General features: G+C 73.4%; 16 protein-coding genes. 9 read left to right on the top strand and 7 right to left on the bottom strand.

The window, feature by feature from the left end:
• Positions 1-50 precede the first annotated feature (50 nt).
• Complete coding sequence (locus tag ACFPZN_RS23875; RefSeq protein ID WP_378284343.1) at positions 51-851, top strand: lipoate--protein ligase family protein; 801 nt, start codon at positions 51-53, stop codon at positions 849-851.
• A 259-nt stretch (positions 852-1,110) separates the two neighbouring features.
• A complete protein-coding gene (locus ACFPZN_RS23870) occupies positions 1,111-1,881 on the top strand; it encodes a class I SAM-dependent methyltransferase (RefSeq protein WP_378284342.1) in 771 nt (256 codons plus the stop codon).
• A gap of 366 nt (positions 1,882-2,247) precedes the next feature.
• Here the strand turns inward: ACFPZN_RS23870 and ACFPZN_RS23865 are convergent, their stop codons facing one another.
• The 3 genes from ACFPZN_RS23865 to ACFPZN_RS23855 form a co-directional block, all read right to left on the bottom strand.
• The gene (locus tag ACFPZN_RS23865; RefSeq protein WP_378284340.1) at positions 2,248-5,151 is read right to left on the bottom strand and encodes a helix-turn-helix transcriptional regulator; all 2,904 of its coding nucleotides are present in this window, start codon (positions 5,149-5,151) and stop codon (positions 2,248-2,250) included.
• An 86-nt stretch (positions 5,152-5,237) separates the two neighbouring features.
• On the bottom strand, positions 5,238-6,260 hold the full coding sequence (locus ACFPZN_RS23860; RefSeq protein WP_378284339.1) for a CaiB/BaiF CoA transferase family protein: 1,023 nt from the start codon (positions 6,258-6,260) through the stop codon (positions 5,238-5,240).
• A 60-nt stretch (positions 6,261-6,320) separates the two neighbouring features.
• Entirely contained in the window at positions 6,321-6,890 is a 570-nt protein-coding gene (locus ACFPZN_RS23855) for a TetR family transcriptional regulator (RefSeq protein ID WP_378284338.1), read from the bottom strand.
• Positions 6,891-6,940: 50 nt separating this feature from the next.
• Between ACFPZN_RS23855 and ACFPZN_RS23850 the strand changes: the two genes are divergently transcribed.
• Complete coding sequence (locus tag ACFPZN_RS23850; RefSeq protein WP_378284337.1) at positions 6,941-7,426, top strand: GNAT family N-acetyltransferase; 486 nt, start codon at positions 6,941-6,943, stop codon at positions 7,424-7,426.
• On the opposite strand, the gene ACFPZN_RS23845 is transcribed toward ACFPZN_RS23850, so the two are convergent.
• The gene (locus ACFPZN_RS23845) at positions 7,395-7,823 is read right to left on the bottom strand and encodes a winged helix-turn-helix transcriptional regulator (protein WP_378284336.1); all 429 of its coding nucleotides are present in this window, start codon (positions 7,821-7,823) and stop codon (positions 7,395-7,397) included. The genes ACFPZN_RS23850 and ACFPZN_RS23845 overlap by 32 nt on opposite strands.
• Positions 7,824-7,898: 75 nt before the next feature.
• Here ACFPZN_RS23845 and ACFPZN_RS23840 point away from each other — a divergent pair, with 75 nt between their 5' ends.
• Complete coding sequence (locus ACFPZN_RS23840; protein ID WP_378284335.1) at positions 7,899-8,720, top strand: SDR family NAD(P)-dependent oxidoreductase; 822 nt, start codon at positions 7,899-7,901, stop codon at positions 8,718-8,720.
• 50 nt (positions 8,721-8,770) lie between these two features.
• A complete protein-coding gene (locus ACFPZN_RS23835; RefSeq protein WP_378284333.1) occupies positions 8,771-9,169 on the top strand; it encodes a MerR family transcriptional regulator in 399 nt (132 codons plus the stop codon).
• A 43-nt stretch (positions 9,170-9,212) separates the two neighbouring features.
• On the opposite strand, the gene ACFPZN_RS23830 is transcribed toward ACFPZN_RS23835, so the two are convergent.
• The 3 genes from ACFPZN_RS23830 to ACFPZN_RS23820 all read right to left on the bottom strand — a co-directional run bounded on the left by ACFPZN_RS23830 (position 9,213) and on the right by ACFPZN_RS23820 (position 11,152).
• Complete coding sequence (locus ACFPZN_RS23830; RefSeq protein ID WP_378284332.1) at positions 9,213-10,085, bottom strand: HAD family hydrolase; 873 nt, start codon at positions 10,083-10,085, stop codon at positions 9,213-9,215.
• An 85-nt stretch (positions 10,086-10,170) separates the two neighbouring features.
• Complete coding sequence (locus ACFPZN_RS23825) at positions 10,171-10,359, bottom strand: hypothetical protein (protein WP_378284331.1); 189 nt, start codon at positions 10,357-10,359, stop codon at positions 10,171-10,173.
• A 133-nt stretch (positions 10,360-10,492) separates the two neighbouring features.
• Positions 10,493-11,152, bottom strand: coding sequence for a sigma-70 family RNA polymerase sigma factor (locus ACFPZN_RS23820; protein ID WP_378284330.1), 660 nt, complete (start codon positions 11,150-11,152; stop codon positions 10,493-10,495).
• Positions 11,153-11,347: 195 nt separating this feature from the next.
• On the opposite strand from ACFPZN_RS23820, the gene ACFPZN_RS23815 reads away from it, so the two are divergent.
• The 4 genes from ACFPZN_RS23815 to ACFPZN_RS23800 all read left to right on the top strand — a co-directional run bounded on the left by ACFPZN_RS23815 (position 11,348) and on the right by ACFPZN_RS23800 (position 15,524).
• Positions 11,348-12,748: a putative quinol monooxygenase gene (locus ACFPZN_RS23815; RefSeq protein WP_378284329.1), complete on the top strand. Its 1,401-nt coding sequence runs from the start codon at positions 11,348-11,350 to the stop codon at positions 12,746-12,748.
• Positions 12,749-12,777: 29 nt separating this feature from the next.
• The gene (locus ACFPZN_RS23810) at positions 12,778-13,014 is read left to right on the top strand and encodes a glutaredoxin family protein (protein ID WP_378284386.1); all 237 of its coding nucleotides are present in this window, start codon (positions 12,778-12,780) and stop codon (positions 13,012-13,014) included.
• A 292-nt stretch (positions 13,015-13,306) separates the two neighbouring features.
• Complete coding sequence (locus tag ACFPZN_RS23805; protein ID WP_378284328.1) at positions 13,307-14,047, top strand: redox-sensing transcriptional repressor Rex; 741 nt, start codon at positions 13,307-13,309, stop codon at positions 14,045-14,047.
• Positions 14,048-14,129: 82 nt separating this feature from the next.
• Positions 14,130-15,524, top strand: coding sequence for a glutamyl-tRNA reductase (locus ACFPZN_RS23800; RefSeq protein ID WP_378284327.1), 1,395 nt, complete (start codon positions 14,130-14,132; stop codon positions 15,522-15,524).
• Positions 15,525-15,531: the final 7 nt, after the last annotated feature.

The following is a 15,531-nucleotide window of genomic DNA, read 5'->3' as shown; positions in this document are numbered from 1 at the left end:
CTTCCTGTGGACTGTCGGCAAGGTCGATATCTTGCAAAGATCGGTTTCGCATGGTGCTGGTGGTTTCGGTGGTGCCGGTGGGAGGAGGGCGGGCGGTGCTCAGCGTGATCGTCGACGACACCGGCGACCCGGCGTGGAACCTCGCCCTGGACGAGGCGCTGGCCCGCTCGGGCTCGCTCGCGCTCCCCGACGCCGACGCCGACGGCGCGACCGGTCCGGTGGCGCTGTTCCGGATCTGGCAGAACGCGCCGAGCGTGGTCGTCGGCCGCTTCCAGGACGTCGACCGGGCCGTGGACGTCGCCGGATGCGCCCAGGACGGCGTCCGCGTCGTCCGGCGGGCCAGCGGCGGCGAGGCCGTCTACACCGGCCCCGGCACGCTCAACTTCACCCTCGTCCAGGCGGTCGGCCCCGGCCCCGACTCCGGCTCGTCGGTCGGTCTCGGCGCGCTCGTGGCCAAGGCCGTCGAGCGGTTCGGTGTTTCGGCCGCGGCGCTCTGGAACGGGACCGTCCAGACCGCGCGGCTGCGCACCCGGCACGCCGAACTCGTGCACGCCGCGGTGCACGTCGTCCCGGCCGGGCCCGGCACCCGCCGCTACATCGCGTGCGCGCGGCGGGCCGGGCCGCCCCCCGCGCTCGGCGACCTCGGCGCCGACGTCCCCCTTGACACGGTCGCGGCGGCCGTGCTCAACACCGTCGCCGACGAATTCGGAATCCTGCGCGCCCGGCGTCCCAACGCCCTCGAACGGGCCTGCCGCGACTACCTCTTCGCCGCCCGCTACAGCGACGTGACCTGGCATCTCATGGGCGGCGCCGGCCCGTCCAGCCAGGCCAGGGCGTGCACCGGACGGTGATCCGGGCGCGTCCCGGGAACGCCGGTGCGGCGACGTGCCGGGGGTGAAAAAGCGCGCCTGCGGCGCTTGGAGGCGGTCCCTGTGGATAGACTGACGCGACCTTGCGCCTGAGAACCGGCCTGGCCCCGCAGAGGTGTCGGCCCGCCGGTCGGGCGAACGCCAGGCTGAACGCCAGCGAGCGACGAACGCACCCAGCGAGCGGGAAGTAATGCAGTCACCAGGTCAGAAGAAGTCCATCACCGGTACCCTCCTCAACCTCGTGAGCAGCGGCGGCTCACGCACACAGCGCGCGGCGCCGGCCGCGGGGGACGGGGAGCTCGTCCAGCCGGCGGCCGGGGAGGGCGCGCTGGAGAACCACCTCGGCGGTGACGAGGCCCGCAACTACCGCAAGTACGAGTACGAGACGGTCGCGCCGTACGTCGGCCGCTCCCTCCTGGAGATCGGCTCCGGTCTCGGGCACTTCTCCGAGCAGTTCGCCGGCCGGCTCGACTACCTGGCCGTCAGCGACAACGACCCGTACTGCGTGGGTGAGCTGCGCAAGCGCTACGCCGACAACGACGACGTCGAGGTCCTCGACCTGGAACTGCCCGCCGAGGTCGGCATCCGGCAGAAGGTCGACACCGTCGTCATGATGAACGTGCTGGAGCACATCAAGGACGACGCCCAGGCGCTGCGCGACCTGGCGGCGGTCACCAAGCCCGGCGGCCGGATCGTCATCTGGGTGCCCGGCTACATGCAGCTCTACGGCGACTTCGACCGCAAGGTCGGGCACGTGACCCGCTACACCCCCGCCACCCTGGCCGCCTCCGTCCGCGAGGCCGGGCTGCTGCCGGAGGTGCTCAAGCCGATCAACTTCCTGGGCGGCATCGCCTGGTGGGTCGCGGTCCGCCGGGGCAGCGTCGGCTACCCCGACCCGCGGCTGGTGAAGATCTACGACCGCACGGTCGTGCCGCTGACCCGCGGCATCGAGCGGGTCGTCCGGCCGCCGTTCGGGCAGACCGTCTTCTGCGTGGCCCGCGTCCCGCGCTGACGCCCGGCTCCTCAGACGCTCCGCAAAGCCCCGTGCCGTCCTGCAGGTGCGGGGCTTTCGGCGTGCCCGGGAGTGGGTGGCGAATAGGTATGCGTATCGGGATGTCTCCCGATGCCTCTCGGTATCCCTAGGCGGCCAGGATGGGAACCGGCCGGACGGGGTACGGGCCGTTCCTCCAGGCGGGTGAAGTACCGCGTACTTCCGCGGCGCGCGCTCCAGAAGGCCGGCCACTGTAGTTCCCGTGTGGCCCGGAGGTCCGGTGACGGGGGCCCGGGAGGGGAGGCCCCGGTCGCCGGCCTTCGCCTCGAAGCTCCGGTCGGTCCCGGCGGGGCAGCCCCCCGGGACCGACCGGCCAGGCCGCGGGCCTCAGCCCGTGCGGGTGGGCTGGAAGAGGCCGAGGCGGTGCGCGGTGGCCGCGGCCTCGCCGCGGCTCCCGACCTCCAGCTTGGCCAGGATGTTGGAGACGTGCACGCTGGCGGTCTTCACCGAGATGACCAGGGCCGCGGCGATGTCGCGGTTGCTCTGCCCCTCCGCCACCAGCCGCAGCACCTCGAACTCGCGCGGCGTCAACCCCAGCGGGGCCGCCTCGTCCCGGCGCCGCAGCCGCCGCCCGCACTCCGCGATCCGCTCGCACAGCGGCCGCGCCTTCAGCTCGCCCGCCAGATCGGCGGCACGGTCCAGCCGCTCGGCCGCGGCGCCGTGGTCGCCGCGCGCCAGCGCCGCCTCCGCGGCCCGCAGCAGCGCCTCCGCCCGCTGGTACGGGCGCCGCAGCGCCTCCCAGGCCGCCGCCGAGGCGTCCCAGACCTCCGGGTCGGGCTCGTCCAGCACCCGCGTGGCCTCCGCCTCGAACGCCCGCTGGTACGCCTCCTGCGCCGGGCTGCGCGTGTCCAGCCCCGCCACCCTGGCCCGGAGTTGCGGGAACGCCGCCGCGCCGTCGATCGTCGCGGCGTCCCCGAGCTCGGCGCACGCCGCCGCGCCGATCACCAGGACCGGCCACGCGTACCGGCTGTCGTCGGGCAGGCCCGGCGTCGCGATCACCCCGCGGACCGCCGCCAGCGCCGCGTCCGGCCGGCCCTCGGCCATCCGCACCTGCGCCTCCAGCCGCAGCGTGGCGAAGAAGTCCTGGGTCTTCAGCCACTTCATCTTCAGGTCCATGATCTCGCGGGCCTCGGCCAGCCGGTCGCGGGCGGTGGCCAGGTCGCCGAGGGCCAGCGCGACCTCCCCGTCCAGCACCACCAGCGAGGTGCGGATGGTGATCGCCGGGTCCTGCTCCATGGCCTGCCGCAGCACGGTGCGCGCCTCGTCCCAGCGGCCCAGCGACACCAGCGGCTCGGCCCGGTTGATGCCGAGGAACGTGCCCTGCGTCCGGGCCACGCCGTACTCGCGGGCCAGCTCCATGCCGCGGTGCGCCACCTCGACGGCCTCCTCGTGCCGTCCGGCGCCCTCCAGGAAGTGCGACTTGATCACGGCGACCCGCAGCAGCGAGCGGGGGCTCCCGGCGCGCCTAGCGCGCTCCTCCACCTCCGTCAGCGCCGCCTCGTCCGCGTCGTAGTCGATGTCGACGCAGAACAGGGTGGTCCGCGCGTCCACCTCGGCGGACAGCGCGCCGATCCTCTGGGCGATCTCCAGCGACTCCGCCGCCGCCCTCCGCGCCACCTCGATGTCGGTGGTGAGGCGCACGTAGGTGGCCAGCGTGGACAGCGTCCGGGCCCGCAGCTCGGTCGGCGGGTCGGGCGGGATGCAGCGCACCGCCTCCTGCAGATCCTCCACGAAGCCGGGCAGCGCCATCTGGTGGCGCATCCGGCCGCGCAGCTCCAGCAGGGCGGCCCGCCGCGGGCCGGTGCCCTCGCCCGTGCCGGTGGCCTTCAGCGCGCTGGTCGCGAGCTTGATGCCGCGGTCGAACTCGCCCGCCAGGTCGGCGGCGATCGCGGCCTGCTCCAGCACGTCCAGATGCGCCGCGCCGATCCGGTCGGGCGCGTCCGGCACCCGCTCCCACAGCTCCAGGACGCGCCAGAGCATCGCGAGCTGCTCGGCGTACGCCAGCGCCTTGCGCGCCTCGCCCGCCGCCCGCCACGCGCTGACCAGCGCCCACGTCGCGTCGTGCGCGGACAGCCAGTGGTGGCTCAGCTCCACCCACAGCCGCCGCGCCGGGACGAGCCCGGGCTCGCCCTCCAGCGCCTGCGCGTACCGGGTGTGCAGGCGGGTGTGCTCGCCGGGCAGCAGGTCGTCGTGGATGGCCTCGCGGATGAGGGCGTGCCGGAACGCGTACCCGTCGCCGTCCACGACCAGCACGTTGGCGGCGACGGCGGGACGCAGCACCCGGGTCAGCCGGGCGTCGTCCAGCCCGGACACCGCCGCCAGCAGCGCGTGCTCGATCCGGGTGCCGCCGCCGCTGGCGTCCCGCAGCACGTCCTGGGTCTCCTCCGGCAGCCGCTGCACGCCCGCCAGCAGCAGGTCGCGCAGCGACTCGGGCAGCTCGCCCTGCTTGCCGCCGTCGTCGGCCTCCAGCAGGAACTCCACGAACAGCGGATTGCCCTCGCTGCGCGCGTGGATCCGCTCGACCAGCGCCGCGGGCGGCTCCTCGCCGCGCAGCCCGGCCACCATCCGGGACACGTCGCCGCGCGACAGCCGGTTCAGCTCCAGCCGCCGCACCCGGTCCACGCGGGCCAGCCCGGCCAGCAGCGGCCGCAGCGGATGGGCGCGGTGCAGCTCGTCGGTGCGGTAGGTGGTCACGATCAGCAGCGGCGCGGTGTCGGCGTTGCGCACCAGGAACGCCAGCAGGTCGCGGGTGGACCGGTCCGCCCAGTGCGCGTCCTCGATGACCAGGACGACCGGGCCGCGCTCGGCCAGCCGCTCCAGCAGGATCAGCACCAGCTCGAACAGCCGCGCGCGCTCCTCGGCGGAGGCCGCGTCGGTCTCCGGCTCCCCGAACTCCGGCAGCAGCCGCGCCAGCCCGGCGGTGTCGCCCCGGGGCAGCAGCTCCGCCACGCCCTCGATGCCGATGTCGCGGACCAGCCCGCGCAGGACGGTGGTGAACGGCGCGAACGGCAGGCCGTCCGACCCCAGCTCCAGGCACCCGCCGACCAGCAGCCGGACGCCGGCGTCCCCGTTCCTCACGGTCGCGGCGAACTCGCGGATCAGCCGGGTCTTGCCCAGCCCCGCCTCACCGCCGACCAGCACGGCGCCGGGCGCGTGGGCGAGCGCCTCCTCGAGATCTCCCAGCTCGGCCGACCGGCCCACCAGCACGGGACTCAGCACGCGCGCGGTCACGCTGTGTAACCCGCTTGCTCCTCCGACTCGCTCACCCATCCAGCATGCCAGGTGAATACGACGAAACGTTACGAAATATCTGGCGGTTACCAGCCCTGGCCGCGGTGTTCGTCCAGCTCCGCGACCGGGCCGGGGGGAAGGCCGGGATGGACGGCGGTACGGAACGGCGCCCCCACCGTCCCGTCCCCGATCACGCCGCGGGCCTGGAAGTGGTGGTGCGCCATCATCTCCGCCCTGGCCAGCACGGGTGCGACGGGGGCGCCCGCCGCGTCCAGCAGGTCGACGGCCTCGTCGCGGCCGAGCCGGGCGATCGCGTCCGCCACCGCCGCGTCCAGCTCGCGGACCCGGCCCAGGCGCTCGGCGAACGGCACGTCCACGTGCTCGGTCAGCCCGAGCGCCCGGCACGTGGCCGCCCACAGCCGCTCCTCCGACACCACGCCCAGGGCGACCTGCCCGCCGTCCTTGGCCGTGTACACCCCGTAACCGGGGACGGGCCCGCCGCTCCCCGCCGTGGGCATCTCCGGGGCGGTGCCCACCCAGTGCGCCATCACGTCGGCCATGCCCAGATCGACGCGTTCGCCGATTCCGGTCGCGCGGGCCTTCAGGCAGGCGGCGCTGATCGCGAACGCGGCCATCGTCGCCGCCGCCATGTCGGCCACCGGGAGCTCGTGCGAGGGCGTCCCGTCCAGGAGGGCGCCCGCGTAGGCGCGGTAGTTCACGTCGTGGCCGGGCACCGCGGACAGGGAGCCGTCCGCCCCGTACCCGGACAGGGAGCAGTAGACCAGGCCCGGGTTCAGCGCCAGCAGCGCCTCGTGCCCGACGCCGAGCCGGTCCGCGACACCGGGCCGGAACCCCTCGACGAACACCTCGGCGCCGGCCGCCAGATCGAGGCAGCGGGCCCGTCCGGCCGCGTCCTTGAGATCGAGCGCGATCGACCGCTTGTGCTGGTTGAGCAGGTCGAAGTGGCCGCGGAACATCCGCATCGGCTCGCCGCCGGGCGGCTCCACCTTGATCACGTCCGCGCCCTGCTGCGCGAGCAGCTGGGTGGCGTACGGCCCGGGCCGCCACATGGTCAGATCCAGCACCCGAAGCCCGTCCAGCAAGCCCATCGGCCCTCTCCCGTACGCCGCGTCGATCAACGACCACGCTGGCGTGCCGGGAGCCACTAGTCAAGCGAGCGCTTGGTTCCCGTGCAGCCGGGCGCGCACCGCGGCGGTGACGCGCTCCTCGTCGCCGGTGGCCAGCAGGTCCAGCAGCGCGCCCCGCAGGATCGCCAGGACGGCCGTCCGGTCCCGGGCGCCGTCGCGGTCGGCGGGGTCCTGCATCGTGGCCAGCACCGCCAGCCAGTCGTCGACGGTCGCGGCGGCGAACCCGGCCCACGGGCCGTCAGGGTCGATCAGCGAGCGGGCGTACCCCTCCACCCAGAGCCGCAGCAGCGACCGGCGCCGGGGATCCGAGAGCCAGTCCCAGAGCAGCCCGGCCGCCTCCTCCAAGGCGTACGGCCCGCGGCCGATCTGCTCGAGCAGCTCCAGTTCCTCGCTGCGCGCCCGGGCCAGCAGCGCCCGCACCAGGCCGTCCTTGCTGCCGAACAGGTAGAGCAGCACCCGCGGGCTGGACCCGATCGCCGCGGCCAGCGGGCGCAGCGACAGATCGGCCAGGCCGTGCGCCAGGACGTACCGGTAGGCGGCCTCCAGCAGCTCGTTCCGCCGTGCCGAAGGAGCGGTCTCGTCGCTGGCCATGGTGTTATCGTAGTCTGACTGAAACACTCGTTTCAGTCGAGGGAGTGATCATGACCGACTCCGCCGTACGGCGCCTGGGCGAACCCGGAGACCTGGGCTGGGTGGTGCAGGCCCACGGCGAGATCTACGCCGAGCAGTTCGGCTGGAACCACGAGTTCGAGGCCCTCGTGGCCCGGATCGTCGCCGACCACGCCGGCTCCGGCGACCCCGCCCGCGAGACCGCCTGGATCGCCGAGGTCGACGGGCGCCGCGCCGGCTGCGTCTTCTGCGTGGCCGACGACGACCGCACGGCCAGGCTGCGGCTGCTGCTCGTCCACCCGTCCGCCCGAGGCCACGGCCTGGGCGCCCGCCTGGTCGACCAATGCCTCGCCTTCGCCCGGACCGCCGGCTACGCCGAGATCACCCTCTGGACCAACGACGTCCTGACCGCGGCCCGCCGCATCTACCAGGTCGCCGGCTTCCAACTGGTGGACCAGGCCCCCCACCACAGCTTCGGCAAGGACCTCAAAGGTCAGAACTGGGCCCGCCCCCTCTGATCCGCTCGGCACGGGCCTTGGCGATCTCCGGTTCGTGCAGGACGGCCCAGTCGGCCAGTGCGGAGAGGGGCTCCAGAAGCGTGCGGCCCAACGGGGTGAGGCTGTACTCCACGCTGGGCGGCACGGTCGGGTGGACCTCCCGGTGGACGAGCCCGTCGGTCTCCAGACCGCGCAGCGTACGGGTCAGCATCCGCTGGCTGATCCCCTCGATCGCCCGATGCAGCTCGTTGTAGCGGTAGGAGCGCCGGCCCAGCAGGATCACCAGCAGCATGCTCCATCTGTCGCCCACCCGCCTGAAGACCTCCCCGACCGGGCACGCGGCGAACTCGTCTAGCGGCACCGGCCGCGGCAGCTCGTGCGCGACGACGGAGGGAACATCGGTGTGCGTACCGGACATCGAAGTGCCTTCTTTCAGCCTCCCGGCCTGGCCGCCCATGATCGGGACCAGTGGAGTCAAGCCTAGGGAGGCACCGTGCCGAAAACCGTGATCATCAGTGGCGGGACGGACGGGATGGGCCGCGCCACCGCCCTGGAGCGGCTGGCCAGGGGCGACCGCGTCACCGTGATCGGCAGCAGTGAGGCCAAGGGGCGGGCCCTGCTGGAACGGGCGTCCAGTCCCGATCTGCACTTCGTCCGCGCCGACCTGTCCTCGATCGCCGAGGTCGAACGCGTCGCCGCCGGCATCGCCGAGCGGCACGACGCGGTCGACGCGCTGGCGCTGTTCGCCAACCGGGTGAACCCCAAGCGCCGGGAGACCCCGGACGGGCTGGAACGCACCTTCGCCCTCTACTACCTGAGCCGCCACCTGCTGGGCCACCGGCTGCGCCCGCTGCTGGACGCCGCCCCCGCCCCCGTGATCATCAACGTGGCCGGCGTCGGCAACACCGCCGGGCGGATCCACTGGGACGACCCGCAGCTGACGCGCCGCTACGGCCAGGTCCGCGCACAACTCCAGGCGGGCCGGGCCAACGACCTGCTCGGTGTCGCGTTCGCCGATACCGGGAGCCGGGCGCGGTACGTCCTGTACCACCCCGGGTTCACCCGCAGCGGGGTGGACGGCCACGAGAACCCGGCGGTCCGTAGTGGGCTCAAGCTGCTCGCCAGGTTCTTCGCCCGTCCCGTGGCGGACGCGGTAGGGCCGATCGTCGAGTGGATCGACCGTCCCCCGGCCGAGCCGCTGCACGCCGTCGACCGGGGCAAGCGGGTCGACCCGTCGCTGAAGACCCTCGACCCGGACGACGCCGCCCGCCTCGCCGCGTACACCGAAAAGCTCCTCCAGAGCCTCGGTCCGTGACCGGCGCCGCCGTCGGGATACGGTGAGACCCGACATCAGTGGAGCGGCGGATGCGCATCGGAGAACTGGCCCGGCGCACGGGAGTGAGCGAACGCTCTCTGCGCTACTACGAGACGCAGGGGCTGCTGGCCGCCGACCGTACCGGGGGCGGCCACCGCGACTACCCCGACGGCGCGGTCGACCGGGTCATCCGCATCCAGGAGCTCTTCGCCGCCGGGCTCGGCAGCAAGAAGATCGCGCAACTGCTGCCCTGCATGCGGGACGCGGACGGCGGCCCCTCCGAGATCGCCACCCCGCGCCTGGTCGCCGACCTCGCCGCCGAACGCGACCGCATCGACCGGATGATCGGCGACCTGAAACGCTCAAGGGACGTCCTGGACGAGGTCATCGACACCGCCTCCGACCGGGGCGCCCAACGGGAGAGTCCGTCCTCACTCAACTCGGGCTGACCCCTAGGGCGCCCGAAACCCGGGCGATGGAGGGAGCCCGGGGTCAGGTGCGGTAGTGCTTGCGGAGGGCTATGCCCGCCGCCACGCCGCCGGCCAGGGCGCCGGCGCCGGCCGCGGCGGGAAGGGCGACCATGGTGACCTTGCGGCCCGTGCGGAAGTCGTGGACGGGCCAGCCGTTCTCCTTGGCGTGGTCGCGGAGGGCCGAGTCGGGGTTGACGGCGTGCGGGTGGCCCACGGCGGTGAGCATCGGCAGGTCGTTCACCGAGTCGCTGTAGGCCGAGCACCGGGACAGGTCCAGGCCCTCGCGCTGCGCCAGCGCGCGGACGGCCTCCGACTTCGCCGGGCCGTGCAGGAGGTTGCCGACCAGGCGGCCCGTGTAGACGCCGTCGCGGGTCTCGGCGACGGTGCCCAGCGCGCCGGTGAGGCCGAGGCGGCGGGCGATCGTCCGGGCCACCTCGATCGGCGTGGCCGTGACCAGCCACACCTGCTGGCCCGATTCGAGGTGCTCCAGCGCGAGCGAGCGGGTGCCGTGCCAGATCCGGTCGGCCATCACCTCGTCGTAGATCTCCTCGCTCAGCCGGACCAGGTCGTCGACCTTCTGGCCGGCCACGAAGGCGAGGGCGGTCTCGCGCGCGCTGTGGATGTGGTCGGCGTTCTCCGCGCCGCGCAGCCGGAACGACGCCTGCCCCCAGGCGAACATCGCCAGGTCGCGCATGGTGAACAGCTTGCGGGACGCCAGGCCGCGCGCGAAGTAGTAGATGGACGCGCCGCGCATCATCGTGTTGTCCACGTCGAAGAAGGCCGCGGCCGTCGGATCGGGCTCCGGCAGCGCCCTCGGCTCGTCGGCCGCCGCGGCGGCCACCTCGCCCGCGTTCACATAATTCTCGTCCTTGGCGCGCTGCCAGAATCGCCGCATGCTCCCAGAGCCTAGTCAACGGGCTTGACGGGGCCCTGTCGCCGGCCTGAATTGCGAGCGCTGTGTCGCAAAGTCCCGGCAGGTTTCAGGACGCGGCGTGGTCCGGTGTGCCGTGGTCGGACGCGGCGCGGTCGGGCGCGGCGCGGTCCGCGGCCGCGGCCACGAGTCGTTCACGCAGCCCGGCGCGGAAGTCGGGATCCGGTCCGGCGCCGTGCACGCGGAGTCGTTCCAGCGTGCTGACGCTCGCGGTGGTCCTGATCCGCCTCGTTCTCATGGCAGCCCCCCATGCGAATGCGGTCTCGCCTCCCAAAACGAGGGGGCGGCGCGGCGGTTACGGGCTGTGCGCAACAAGCCGTGCAACTTTCGCGGACGCGCCGTACGGCCCTGCCCGCGCAGTGAGGCCGCGGTTACGCGACGGGCAGGTCGGCGGGCAGCATCCGGGCCAGCGAGCGCACCGCCCGGTACTGCAGCGCCTTGATCGCCCCGGTCTTCTTCCCCATGACCAGCGCGGTCTCGGCCACCGACAGCCCGTGCAGGAAGCGCAGGACCACGCACTCCTGCTGCTCGGAGCCGAGGTCCCGGACGGCCTCCAGCAGCGTCAGGTTGGTCATCGAGTCGAGCACGACCCGTTCAGGGCCGTCCTGCGGCATGCCCGGGGGCTCCAGCAGTTCGGCGGTGCAGATCTCCAGGCGGTAGCGGCCGGACTTGAAGTGGTCGGCGACCAGGTTGCGGGCGATCGTGACGAGCCAGGCGCCGAAGTCCTTGCCCTGCCAGCTGAACGACGGCATCCGCCGCAGCGCGCGCAGGAACGTCTCGCTGGTGAGGTCCTCGGTGAGGGGGTGGCTGCCCACCCGGTAGTAGACGTACCGGTAGACGAGGTCGACGTAGTGGTCGTAGAGGGCGCCGAACGCCTCGGCGTCGCCGTCCCGGGCCCGCAGCACGAGCTCCTTGAGCGCCTCGGAGGGCCCGGCGCCGTCGGCCTCGCCGCGGCGGGCGCCGCGCCGGAGGTACTGCGGAAACGGCCGGGAGTACGTCGCCGCTCGGGCGTCGAGGGTCAGGCTGCTCATGCAGTTCTCCTCGGGGCTTACGCGACCTCCGGCATGGAGTGCCACTGTAGGTACTCGCGGCTGTGGCAGGCAATGGTGGTTTCGGCGCGAACTCCCGGCCTGTGACCGTCACCGGAGACGGACTTTCACCTCACAACGCCGCGGGACGGGGAGCGGTTACCCGTAGGCGTCCCGCATCGGGCACCATGGGGCGCGATGGTCGACGCTCTTCTCGCGCTGCCGGCGACCCTGGGTGCTTTAGTGGCCACCGGGTTGCTGGTCCAGCGCGCCCACAAGGACCGGCAGCTCTACCTGATCGCGTGGTCGGCGACGCAGGTCGGGCTGTCGCTGGCGCTCATCGCGATGACGCTGGGATTCCTCATCGGCTTCAACGGCCCGCTGTTCCGGATGACGGAGCTGGGCGCGGCGCTGCTGGCGCCGGTGTGGCTGGCCCTGGGCATGATCGAGCTGATCGCCCGGTACGTGCAGGTGCGCTTCGGCGCGTGGCTGTTCGCGATCTCCTACAGCATCATCGCGGTGGTCATCCTGCTGGTCGATCCGACGAAGGGCTCGTTCACCAAGAAGCTGCCCAAGCCGGGGCAGACCTACGACGCGCTGCCGCTGCTGCTCATCGACGGCGCGCACGCGATCGCGGTGATCGCGCTGGTGGCGTGCCTGGCGGTGACGGCGCTGCTGGCGAGCAAGCAGGACCGCGCGGCCGCCGATCTGCTGATCCCGATCGCGCTGGTCGCGCTGGCGGCGGTGCTGGTCGTCGGCGGCACCCGCGGCTTCCTGCCCGGCGCGCTCGCGGTGATCGCCCTCGGAGGCGCCGCCGGCCTGGTCTGGTACGGCGCGATGCGGACCGTCCCGGTGTACGACGAGGAGGCGTACGCCGACGGCGAGTACGACGAGCCCGCCACCGGCTACGAGGAGGCCGGCTACGCCGATCCCGGTTACGCCGACCAGGGGTACGCGCACCAGCAGCAGGGGTACGCCGCCGCGCCGACCCCGCCCGAGACGCGTTCCGAGCGGCGCGCCCGCAAGCGAGGGGAGCTGAGGTTCCCCGACCCGGCGCCGGGGGAGGAGCCCGCGGGGCGTTTCGCCGAACAGTCCCCCTCGGCCACCGCCAACGACGACCTGCGCGCGCTGATCCCCGAGCAGGCGGCGGTCCCCGGGGTGCCGGGGGCGCCGGGCGGCGGGGCCGACCTGTCCGCCGCGTGCGGCCAGATCACCGTCTACACGCTGCTGGACGGCCGCGAGGAGGCGTTCGACCGGCAGGCCGGGGAACTGGTGCAGGCGGCCCGCACCGCCGAGCCGGAGACGCTGATCTTCGCCTGCCACGAGGTGGTCAACGCGCCCACGCAGCGGATCTTCTACCAGCTGTTCCGGGACGAGGCCGCGTTCGCGGCCCACCAGCGGCAGGCGCATCTGCGGCGCTTCAACGCCGAGTCCCGGACGCACGTGCTGGCCACCAACGTCATCGAGTTGAAGCTGGGCGCGGCCAAGCTGCCGCCGCTGCCGTCCGGCCCCGGTGGCCCCGGCCCCAAGCCCGGGCGCGGCCCGGGCACCGGTCCGCACCGCGCGGCGCCCGCCGCCCCCGAACGGCCGATCCGGTGAGCGCCCCCGTGGACGGCATCCTGATCACGATGTACGGCAAGCCGGGCTGCCACCTGTGCGAGGAGGCCCGCGCGGTGATCGAGCGGGTCGCGGCCGATCTGGGCGTCGCCTGGGAGGAGCGCGACATCACGCTCTCCGAGGAGGACACCCGGCGCTACTGGGAGCAGATCCCGGTCACCCTGATCAACGGCGTCCAGCACGACTTCTGGCGGGTGGACGAGGACCGGCTGCGCGGCGCCATAGCGGAATTGCGGAAGCCCGCGTGACACGGCTGTAATTCGGTGACCCCGGAATGTCTTGTCGGTCACACCGGCGGACCCCCGCCCCACCGGGCGGCCCCTCCGGGGATCACCGCGAAACCGCTGGTGGCAGGGGTTGTGGCGGTTCGCGACGAGAATCGGCCGGACCCCTTGCGCGGGGGGCGACTTTGTGCGCCTATTCACAAAGGCTTAACCTGAGGGATAGCCCCGTGGGGCCGTGCCGAATCCGTCGGGGCCCCAGAGCGGGGTGAGGGGTTCTCGGGCCCCGTCCCCAGCGTCGAGTCCCCGAGAGCAGGCCGTGACACCTCGACAGAACCGCAACCGCGACCGCACCGACCGTGGCATCCCCGAAGCCACGGTCGCGCGTCTGCCGGTGTACCTGCGCGCCCTGCACAGCCTGCAGGACGGCGGGGTCGCCACCGTCTCGTCCGAGGAACTCGCCGCCGCCGCCGGGGTCAACTCCGCGAAACTGCGCAAGGATCTGTCGCACCTCGGCTCGTACGGGACCCGCGGGGTCGGCTACGAGGTCGAGTACCTCGTCTACCAGATCTCCCGCGAGCTGGGGCTCACCCAGGACTGGGTGGTCGCCATCATCGGTGTGGGTAACCTTGGCCGGGCACTGGCCGGCTACGGGGGTTTCGCCTCCCGCGGCTTCCGCGTGGCGGGCCTGCTGGACGCCGACGAGTCCATCGTCGGCCAGGAGATCTCCGGGATGACGGTGGAGAACATCGACCGGCTGGAGGACCTCATCGCCGAGCGCGGCGTGTCCATCGCCGTGATCGCCACCCCCGCGGCCGCGGCCCAGGGCGTGTGCGACCGGGTGGTCGCGGCGGGCGTGACGAGCGTGCTCAACTTCGCCCCGGTGGTGCTCTCGGTGCCCGACGGAGTAGACGTGCGTAAGGTCGATTTGTCGATCGAGTTGCAGATCCTCGCCTTCCACGAGCAGCGCAAGGCCGGCGGCCCCGGCGACTACGAGCCGCTGACCGGCGCCGATGAACCCCCTGGGACGACGCAGTACGTAGAGGCGGTAGAGGCATGAGCGTGGCCGGGACGGGCGGGGAACAGGGCAGGGCCCGCGGGCGCGGGCGCGGCGTGAGCGAGTCTGGACGGTGTTGCGCGCGATGAGCGTGTTGGTGGTCGGGTTGAGCCATCGGAGCGCGCCGGTGGCCATGCTGGAACGCGCGGCGGTCACCGGGGACGACCTGGTGAAGCTGCTGCACGAGGTGCACGACTGCGCGCACGTCGGCGAGGCGGCGATCGTGTCCACCTGCAACCGCGTCGAGGTGTACGCGGTGGTCGACAAGTTCCACGGCGGTGTCTCCGCCATCTCGAACCTGCTGTCCCGGCATTCGGGGATCCCCCTGGACGACCTGTCGCGGCACCTGTACGTCCACTACGAGGACCGGGCGGTGCAGCACGCGTTCTCGGTGGCGTGCGGGCTGGAGTCCATGGTCGTCGGCGAGGGGCAGATCCTCGGGCAGCTGCGGCAGGCGTTCCGGCTGGCGCAGGAGCGCGGCACGCTCGGCCGGGAGCTGTACGACGTCCTGCAGCAGGCGCTGCGGGTCGGGAAGCGGGCCCACCACGAGACCGGGATCGACAAGGCCGGCGCGTCGCTGGTCAGCGTGGGCCTGGAGGTCGCGGCCGCGCATCTGGGCCCGATGGAGGAGGTCCGGGCGCTGGTGGTCGGCGCCGGGGCGATGAGCGGGCTGGCGGTGGCGACGCTGGGCCGCGCCGGCGTCCGCGAGATCGTGGTGGCCAACCGCACCTACGACCGCGCGGTGCGGCTGGCCGAGTCGGCGCCCGTGCCGGCCCGCGCGGTCGAGCTGGCCGCGCTGGACGGCGAGCTGGCCGCCGCCGACCTGGTGGTGTCGTGCACCGGCGCGGCCGGGCTGGTGCTCACCGCCGACCGGCTGGCCGAGCGGGGCGTGGGCGCCGACGGCCGCCGCCGGTTCTTCCTCGACCTGGCGCTGCCGCACGACATCGACCCGGGCGTGCGCGCCCTGGACGGCGCCGAGCTGGCCGGGCTGGACGACCTGCGCACCGCGCAGGAGGCCGCCGAGGCGATCGGTCCTGAGGCGGTCGAGGCGGTCCGCCGGATCGTGCGCGACGAGGTGGCGGTGTTCCTCGGCGCGGCCCGTGCCGCGGCGGTCGCGCCGACCGTGGTGGCGCTGCGCAGCAAGGCCGCCGAGGTGGTGGACGCGGAGCTGGCCCGGCTGACCGGGCGGCTGCCCGAGCTGGACGACCGCGCCCGCCGGGAGATCACCCAGACCGTCCGGCGCGTGGTGGACAAGCTGCTGCACGCGCCGACCGTACGGGTCAAGGAGCTGGCCTCGGCGCCGGGCGGTGACGCCTACGCCGACGCGCTGCGCGAGCTCTTCGACCTCGATCCGAAGGTCCCGGAGGCCGTCGCGCGCGCCGACATGGCCGGCGACATCACGAGCGACATCACGGGCGACATCACGGGCGACATCGCGGGCGATGGCGGGGCCGGGGAGCGCAAGGGGGCGGGACAGTGACCGCGCT

It is taken from the genome of Actinomadura rugatobispora (assembly GCF_042656285.1).
Taxonomy (GTDB): Bacteria; Actinomycetota; Actinomycetes; order Streptosporangiales; family Streptosporangiaceae; genus Spirillospora; species Spirillospora rugatobispora.
Note: the sequence above shows the minus strand (reverse complement) of the source record. Positions and strands in the feature narration are given on the sequence as shown.

What these genes read in the sequence shown, in the direction of transcription:
- ACFPZN_RS23835 (WP_378284333.1), top strand. Translation starts at nt 8,771, where the DNA reads ATGCGCATCGGAGAACTGGCCCGGCGCACGGGAGTGAGCGAACGCTCT.
- ACFPZN_RS23845 (WP_378284336.1), bottom strand. Translation starts at nt 7,823, where the DNA reads ATGTCCGGTACGCACACCGATGTTCCCTCCGTCGTCGCGCACGAGCTG.
- ACFPZN_RS23800 (WP_378284327.1), top strand. Translation starts at nt 14,130, where the DNA reads ATGAGCGTGTTGGTGGTCGGGTTGAGCCATCGGAGCGCGCCGGTGGCC.
- ACFPZN_RS23820 (WP_378284330.1), bottom strand. Translation starts at nt 11,152, where the DNA reads ATGAGCAGCCTGACCCTCGACGCCCGAGCGGCGACGTACTCCCGGCCG.
- ACFPZN_RS23875 (WP_378284343.1), top strand. Translation starts at nt 51, where the DNA reads ATGGTGCTGGTGGTTTCGGTGGTGCCGGTGGGAGGAGGGCGGGCGGTG.
- ACFPZN_RS23860 (WP_378284339.1), bottom strand. Translation starts at nt 6,260, where the DNA reads ATGGGCTTGCTGGACGGGCTTCGGGTGCTGGATCTGACCATGTGGCGG.
- ACFPZN_RS23810 (WP_378284386.1), top strand. Translation starts at nt 12,778, where the DNA reads ATGTACGGCAAGCCGGGCTGCCACCTGTGCGAGGAGGCCCGCGCGGTG.
- ACFPZN_RS23850 (WP_378284337.1), top strand. Translation starts at nt 6,941, where the DNA reads ATGACCGACTCCGCCGTACGGCGCCTGGGCGAACCCGGAGACCTGGGC.
- ACFPZN_RS23825 (WP_378284331.1), bottom strand. Translation starts at nt 10,359, where the DNA reads ATGAGAACGAGGCGGATCAGGACCACCGCGAGCGTCAGCACGCTGGAA.
- ACFPZN_RS23830 (WP_378284332.1), bottom strand. Translation starts at nt 10,085, where the DNA reads ATGCGGCGATTCTGGCAGCGCGCCAAGGACGAGAATTATGTGAACGCG.
- ACFPZN_RS23815 (WP_378284329.1), top strand. Translation starts at nt 11,348, where the DNA reads ATGGTCGACGCTCTTCTCGCGCTGCCGGCGACCCTGGGTGCTTTAGTG.
- ACFPZN_RS23855 (WP_378284338.1), bottom strand. Translation starts at nt 6,890, where the DNA reads ATGGCCAGCGACGAGACCGCTCCTTCGGCACGGCGGAACGAGCTGCTG.